This is a genomic window from Streptomyces sp. NPDC058295 (assembly GCF_042880655.1).
Taxonomy (GTDB): Bacteria; Actinomycetota; Actinomycetes; order Streptomycetales; family Streptomycetaceae; genus Streptomyces; species Streptomyces coriariae.
Genome location: NZ_JBHVYO010000077.1, coordinates 21080 through 27789, shown reverse-complemented (window position 1 = coordinate 27789; position 6710 = coordinate 21080). Strand labels below are relative to the sequence as shown.

Genomic DNA, 6710 nt, shown 5'->3' with positions numbered 1-6710 from the left:
GCCTTGCAGGCATGTGTCGCAGCGGACATCGCCCCGATCCCGTCGGCTTCCCGGTTCCCGTCAGCCACATCACAGCCCCAGCTCCGACACCGCCTACGAACTGCGCTCCGTCGCCGTCCCCCACGGCGGCTGCACCGAACCCAGAACGTAAAAACCGCAGGCAGCTCCTGCCCCATCCGCTCCAGGCCGGAACCGTCCTCGAGCGTGGTGAAGATGACCCGCTTGCCGGACGGGATGGGCGGGGTCTGCTGCTCGTCGAGGAGGTGGAGGCTGGGTGGTCGGTCCGGCCGACCACGATCGGCAAGGAAGTGATCGTGGTTGTTGCCTGGACGCAAATGGGCTATCCGAGCGGGATGGCCTCCAGCGTCAGCAGGGACGGGCGGGCGTTGCCTGTTCAGGTGCCGACGGCGGTGACCCCGAACATCAAGGTCCGGCGGCTGACGTCATAGTGCACGGTCGGTGTGCTGCGCAGCAGGTCCTGCAGCACGTCGGCGTCGTCGGCATCGACGGTCAGCACCTCCTCCCAGGCACCTTCGTCCAATACAAGCTGCAGGGTGAGCGTGCCCCGGGCAGAGGGCTCACCGGCAACCCAGCTGAACTGGTAATGACTGAGCTGGCGCACCTTGATGCTGTCGTCCGTAACGGGTTGCGTAACTTTGGTCGTAGTGGCTCTGGGCATGATGGCTCTCCTCAGCCTGGGGATGCGGGTACGGGCAGCTGAGGGCTGGAGTAAAGGACAGAGATGTCTCTGCGCCGCGGGCTGCTGAACTCAGCCTGAGGGTGACCAGCGGCACCCGCCAGGTGAGGCGCCCGCTTGGCCGAGTCCCCAACACGCCTACACCAGCACCAGTCCCGCTCTCGAGCCACTCGAGGGCAGCGCAGCGCCGCGGCCCAGCCCGTCATCGCCACCGGCGCCGAGTCAAGCAAGTGCATCGGGGCGTCCGGCGGTCCAAGTGGCGTATCAGGGCATGCGGGTGAAGGTGGACGCTGGTGGAGTTTGTTGTGTCCCAGACCTCCACTTCTTGGAGATACATCATGCTGTCTTTCCGCAAGACCTTCGCGGGCGTTGCTCTGGCTGCTGCCGCGGTGATGGCCGGTCCCGGCATCGCTGCGGCCAGCGACCACTCCGAGCGGGGCGAAGGGCCGGCGCCCTACGGACAGTGCAACGACTTCACCACGCAGCTCGGAGCGGTGAATGTGAACCAGGGCCCGGTCTGCATCGACTTCGACTCTCTCGACGAAGTCGGTGAGAACAAGGGCGGTGACGACGGCACGAGCTTCGACTGCAACGCCGCCGTCACCCAGGTCGGCCTGGTCAACGTGAACCAGGGCCCGGTCTGCATCGACTTCTGAACAGCACACTGAGGAGCGGGCTCCCCCCCAACCGTTGTCGACATGCTCGTCCCGGCGTGTCGACAACGGTTGGGGAAGCGCCGGATGCGGCTGGCAGGTTGCTCACGACTCTCCGGGCCGTCGTCCACGACGCCCCGCTCGATGAGTAGGGCATATGAAGGAGGACGGCGAGCCGGTTGAGAGCCTCCGGGAGTGCAACAAACGCCTCAGCGCAGCGGCAGTCGTGCGTGAGGACCAGTTCGTCGCGCGCCCCCACGGCATCATCGTGCGGTCTGTCTAACCAGACCGGCCTGCCCCGTGTGGACATCAGCAGCCCCAGGCATCATCGCCTGGGGCTGCCTGTGTCAGTGGGCCGGCGGAAGGTGGGGGACGTCGGCGGGGGAGAAGTCCGGGCGGGCACGGCGCCAGCGCGGATGCCGCACCGGTCGGAGGCTCACAGGTCACCTCGAAGCCGCCTCCACCACCAGTTCGGGTTCCAGATGCTTCCGGCTGCTCTACCCGGTGGCAAACGACCATCCCGCCCAGGGATGCCCACGCCGCTCGGCCCTGAGCAAGAAGGCCGACGACCGCAGCGCCCGCATGGCGGCCAGAGTGGTGCGGCCGACGTAACGGTCCACATCGTTCTTCTTCCCGGTCCACATCGTGACCTCCAGCCAGCCTCGCCCGCTCTGCATGCCCCTGGAGGCGCGATCCGCAGTAAGCCCCTCTACAGCTGGGGCCATCGCTCGATTCAGCGATGGCGCCACACCTGTTGAACCGGATACCGTCATCTACACCGGCGCTGAGCTGCACTGAGTCGATGAACTCCTTCTCGCACCGCACCTCTTACCCCAGAGAAGGCTCCGAGTCCCCTGAACCTGGACCCGCGCGCTTCCGTTTTCGACATGCTGCACCACCCCGAGCACGGCGATACCCGGGGCTGGTTGTATGTGCGCCGCAGAGCACAGTTGGAGCATCTGCCGGTGGGGTACGGCATCGCCCCGCCGATCCAGGCGGTCCCGACTACGACCGACGCCGATCTCACGCGGGTCTGATACGAGGTGCTGCCCGCACAGGACGTCGATGGCCTGGTGATCAAGGCCGATCGTCGATGTACAGAGGTGGATCCTGGCCTGCTCGCCCTGCCGGTGAGTACTGCAACTCTCGAATACCGACACTTCACCAGTGGGTGCGCACTCGAGGCCATCATCGGCGCCGCCACCGGCTCCCTCACTGCGCCCCGGACCGTGCTGCTGGGCCGCTACGACACCGCAGGCCGCCTCCAGTACGTCGGACGCAGCACCACGCTGTCCGCGCGCGTGGGGCGCGCTCTGGCCCCGACGTCCTGGCCCGGTCGGCGGGCATGCATCCGTGACAGGGATGAACGTTCAGCGTGGGTTGGGGAACACAGCGCACGCTGGAGGTGGTCCTGGTGGAGCCCGCGGTGGTGCTGAAGGTGGCCGTCGACGTCGCCCGGGATGCTGCGGGACGGTTCCGCCACCCTGCCCGCCCGCACCGCATCCGCACGGACATCGGCATTGGGCAGGTTCCGCTGTTGCGCCCATGACCCGCTGGGCGAGCAGCGGTGATCCGCCTAAGGCTTTAGGCTCGCGGCGGACGGGGGCCGACATGAGCGCTGCTGACGCGCTGCGGGCGGCGTCGGCAGCGATGGGGGATTTCGCGTCCCGTCGCGACGTTGCGACTTAGCCGCGTGGCCCCGCGCCCGTGCAGGAGGGTGTCGATGACGAGCGTGGCCAGTGCGTCCGGGTCCTGCTCCGCGCCGGGCCTGTTGATGGCTTCGCGGAGGAGGGCGTAGTACACCTGCCGCGTCCACTCCAGGTCTGCGTCCGGGGCGAGTAGCCCCTCGCCCTGCGCCCGGTTCATGAGATCGACGGTGTGGGTGCACGAACTCGCACTTACGGAACAGTTGGCCGAACTCGACGACGAGTACGACACCCTCGAATACGGCGACAAGACAGCGGCACAGATCGATGCCGAGGTCACGGCCGAAGCCCGCCGCCTCGCAGCCCATCCCCACGTTCCCACCGAACCCACGGACACGCCGAGCTGATGCACACAGATCGACCCGCAAGTTCCCGCTGAACAGGCTTCAGTTTGTCTGAACCCACCGGACTCGCGGGGTGCCGGTAAGAACGCTGTCACCAGCCGCAAACGGCGGTGATCAGTCCTCTACAGCCGCAAGCTCGCCGCCTCGCACGGCATGCGCCCGCTGGGCTGGAACGTGGACACCAAGGACTTCGAGCAGCCGGGCGCGGACGCCGTCGTCGTCACCGTCGAGCGGGAGCTGCCCAACGGGCCGACGCTCCTCTTCCACGACGCGGGCGGCGACCGCTCCCAGACCGTCGAGGCCGTGCGCCGGATCCTTCCCGAATTCAGGGAGCAGGGTTACTCGTTCGGCTTCCCGGTGCGTTGAGCGTCGTCGGCGCCGGCCGAGCCCAGCGGCCGATCATCGCCGCGCGTCAGCGACCACTGCCACTGCGACTGCGACGAGTTGATCTGAAATAAGATCTCGGCTTCGGCAACCCTTTGCACAGTCTGTGACGACAAGGAGTCGGATCCGGCCTTCGGGACCTGGATCTGCCTTTGTCTGGTGAACGGCATGCAAGGAGAGCACCTCCCCATGAAGAACCCCACGACCGGCGGGCGCCGCGGGCGTCACCGTCGGCGCTGGACCGCGACCGGCCTGCTGCTCGGCGCGCCCGCCCTCGTCGTGCCGTATCTCCTGTTCACGCAGGAGGACTCGCAGGCCGCGACGGTCGACGGCGGTGCCTACTACCGGCTGGTTTCGGTGCGCAGCGGCAAGGTGCTGGACGTCGACGGCTTCTCCACCGCCGACGGCACCCGCATCCAGCAGTGGACCGACCAGAACACCGCCAACCAGCAGTGGAAGCTGAAGCCCACCGGGGACGGCTACTACGAGCTGATGAACCGCAACAGCGGCAAAGTGCTGGGGATAGCGGGCAATTCGACCGCCGAGTGGGCCGCCGCCGAGCAGCAGACCGACAGCTCCGCCGCCTCCCAGGAGTGGCGGATCGACGATGTGAGCGGCTCCGACGCCGTCACCTTCACCTCCCGCAGGAGCGGCCTGGTCCTGGACGTCTCCGGAGGCTCCACCGCCCAGGGTGCGACGGTCATGCAGTATCCCGACAGGCACAGCACCAACCAGCAGTGGAAGCTGGTGAAGACGGCCGAGACCCCGTCGACCGGGACCGGTGGGGCGCAGACCACGGCCGCGGCCGGACCGTATGCGTGGAAGAACGCCCAGGTGGTGGGTGGCGGTTACGTCACCGGGCTGGTGTTCAACCAGCGCGAGAAGGGGCTGTTGTATGCGCGCACCGACATGGGCGGCGCCTACCGCTGGGACACCGGGGCCGAGCAGTGGATCCCACTGACGGACTGGGTGGGCGAGAAGGACTGGAACCTGCTGGGCATCGACTCGCTGGCCACCGACCCCGTCGACCCCAACCGGCTCTACATCGGGGCGGGCACCTACACCAACGGCTGGGCAGGCAACGGCGCGGTCCTGCGCTCCACCGACCGGGGCCGCACCTTCAAGCGCACCGAGCTGCCCTTCAAGCTGGGCAGCAACGAGGACGGCCGCGGGGCGGGCGAACGGCTCGCGATCGACCCCGGCAACCACACCACCCTGCTGCTGGGCACGCGCAAGAACGGCCTGTGGCGCAGCACCGACAGTGGCGTGACCTGGGGGCAAGTCTCCTCGTTCCCCGTCAAGGACGGCGCCGGCAGCGGCGCGGGAATCTCCTTCGTGACGTACGGCCCGGCCGGCAGCAAGGACGTCTACGTCGGCGTCGCCGACAAGTCCCGCTCCCTCTACCGCTCCACCGACGGCGGCAGCACCTGGCAGGCCGTCTCCGGGCAGCCCACCGGCCAGATGCCGCAGCACGGTGTGCTCTCCGGTGACGGCTCGCTGTACCTGTCGTACACCGATGTCGTCGGGCCCAACGGCGTCACCGCGGGCTCGGTGTGGAAGTACACGCCGGCGGGCGGGGCGTGGAAGAACATCTCGCCGTCCCAGGGCAGTTACGGGTTCTCCGGTCTGGCCGTCGACCCGCAGAAGCCGTCCACGGTGATGGTCACCACCCTCGACCGCTGGTGGCCCGGGGACGAGATCTACCGGAGCACCGACGGTGGCGCGAACTGGAAGGCACTGTCCGACAAGTCGGAGCGGGACGCCTCCGGCGCTCCTTACGTCGGTACCGACGTCGGGCACTGGATGACCGCCCTGGCCATCGATCCCTTCGCCTCCGGGCACGTGCTGTACGGCACCGGCAGCGGCATCTGGCGCAGCAAGAACGCCAATGCCTCGGACAGCGGTGGCACCAGCCACTGGACCATCGGGGCCCAAGGGCTGGAGGAGACCGCCGTGCTGGACGCGGTCGCCCCGCCCGGCGGTGCCACCGTCATCTCCTCCATGGGCGACCTGGGCGGTTTCCACTACAGCTCCTCCAGTGCCCTGACCAAGGTGCCCGCCGGGCGGCTGAAGAACCCGATGATGGTCACCAGCACGAATATCGACTTCGCCGAGTCCAACCCCTCGATGATGGTCCGCGTCGGCCGGGGCGGCACGCAGGACGGCGCCTACTCCACCGACGGCGGCAGCAACTGGACCGGCTTCAAGTCGGAGCCGGTGGGCAGCGCCGACAGCGGCCATGTCGCGCTCTCGGCGGACGGCTCCGCCATCGTCTGGACCGAGGACGGGCAGGCCCCGTACCGCTCGACCGACAAGGGGGCAAGCTGGTCGAAGGTCGGCGGCCTGGGCACCGGCGCCGTGGTCGTCGCCGACCGCTCCTCGGCCAGGACCTTCTACTCGCTGGCCGACGGCACTCTCTACGCCAGCACCGACGGCGGCGCGACCTTCAGCGCTCGCGCCACCGGCCTGTCCGCCGGCAAGCTCACGGCCGTTCCCGGCATCGCCGGGGACCTGTGGATCGCCGACGGCGGCAAGGGGCTGCTGCACTCCACCGACGGCGGCCGGACGTTCACCACGCTCACCCCGGTGAAGTCCGCCTCCGCCCTCGGCTTCGGCAAGGCGGCACCCGGCGCCTCCTACCAGGCCCTGTACCTGATCGGCACCGTCAAGGACGTCACCGGCGTCTTCCGCTCCACCGACATGGGCGCCACCTGGCTCCGCGTCAACGACGACGCCCACCAGTGGGGCAACATCGGCGGCACCGCCGTCGTCACCGGCGACCCCGACGCCTTCGGGCGCGTCTACGTCGGCACCAACGGACGCGGTCTCCAGTACGGCGACCCGTCCTGACCCCGAGCCGTTGAATCCCTGCACTCCCTGCACGCGACTGTTCTTGAGTTAGCTCGGGAGTAGTTGACGAGATCCC

6 protein-coding genes and 1 pseudogene are annotated in these 6710 nt (G+C 68.5%); 6 read left to right on the top strand and 1 reads right to left on the bottom strand.

Going from position 1 to position 6710, the window contains the following annotated elements; all coding sequences use genetic code 11:
- Nucleotides 1-394: 394 nt before the first annotated feature.
- Nucleotides 395-679 (bottom strand): hypothetical protein, encoded by a 285-nt coding sequence (locus tag ACFVYS_RS41495; RefSeq protein WP_389510761.1) that lies wholly within the window; start codon nucleotides 677-679, stop codon nucleotides 395-397.
- A gap of 356 nt (nucleotides 680-1035) precedes the next feature.
- On the opposite strand from ACFVYS_RS41495, the gene ACFVYS_RS41490 reads away from it, so the two are divergent.
- The 6 genes and pseudogenes from ACFVYS_RS41490 to ACFVYS_RS41465 all read left to right on the top strand — a co-directional run bounded on the left by ACFVYS_RS41490 (nucleotide 1036) and on the right by ACFVYS_RS41465 (nucleotide 6634).
- Nucleotides 1036-1353, top strand: a complete 318-nt coding sequence (locus ACFVYS_RS41490; protein ID WP_389510759.1) for a hypothetical protein — start codon at nucleotides 1036-1038, stop codon at nucleotides 1351-1353.
- A gap of 884 nt (nucleotides 1354-2237) precedes the next feature.
- Complete coding sequence (locus tag ACFVYS_RS41485; protein ID WP_389510757.1) at nucleotides 2238-2387, top strand: hypothetical protein; 150 nt, start codon at nucleotides 2238-2240, stop codon at nucleotides 2385-2387.
- A 338-nt stretch (nucleotides 2388-2725) separates the two neighbouring features.
- On the top strand, nucleotides 2726-2899 hold the full coding sequence (locus ACFVYS_RS41480) for an ATP-dependent DNA ligase (protein WP_389510755.1): 174 nt from the start codon (nucleotides 2726-2728) through the stop codon (nucleotides 2897-2899).
- Nucleotides 2900-3214: 315 nt separating this feature from the next.
- Nucleotides 3215-3403, top strand: coding sequence for a hypothetical protein (locus ACFVYS_RS41475; protein ID WP_389510753.1), 189 nt, complete (start codon nucleotides 3215-3217; stop codon nucleotides 3401-3403).
- A 120-nt stretch (nucleotides 3404-3523) separates the two neighbouring features.
- Nucleotides 3524-3766 (top strand): annotated as a pseudogene (locus ACFVYS_RS41470) (polysaccharide deacetylase family protein); the annotation flags it as partial.
- Nucleotides 3767-3973: 207 nt separating this feature from the next.
- Complete coding sequence (locus tag ACFVYS_RS41465) at nucleotides 3974-6634, top strand: RICIN domain-containing protein (protein ID WP_389510751.1); 2661 nt, start codon at nucleotides 3974-3976, stop codon at nucleotides 6632-6634.
- The last annotated feature ends 76 nt before the right edge of the window (nucleotides 6635-6710 follow it).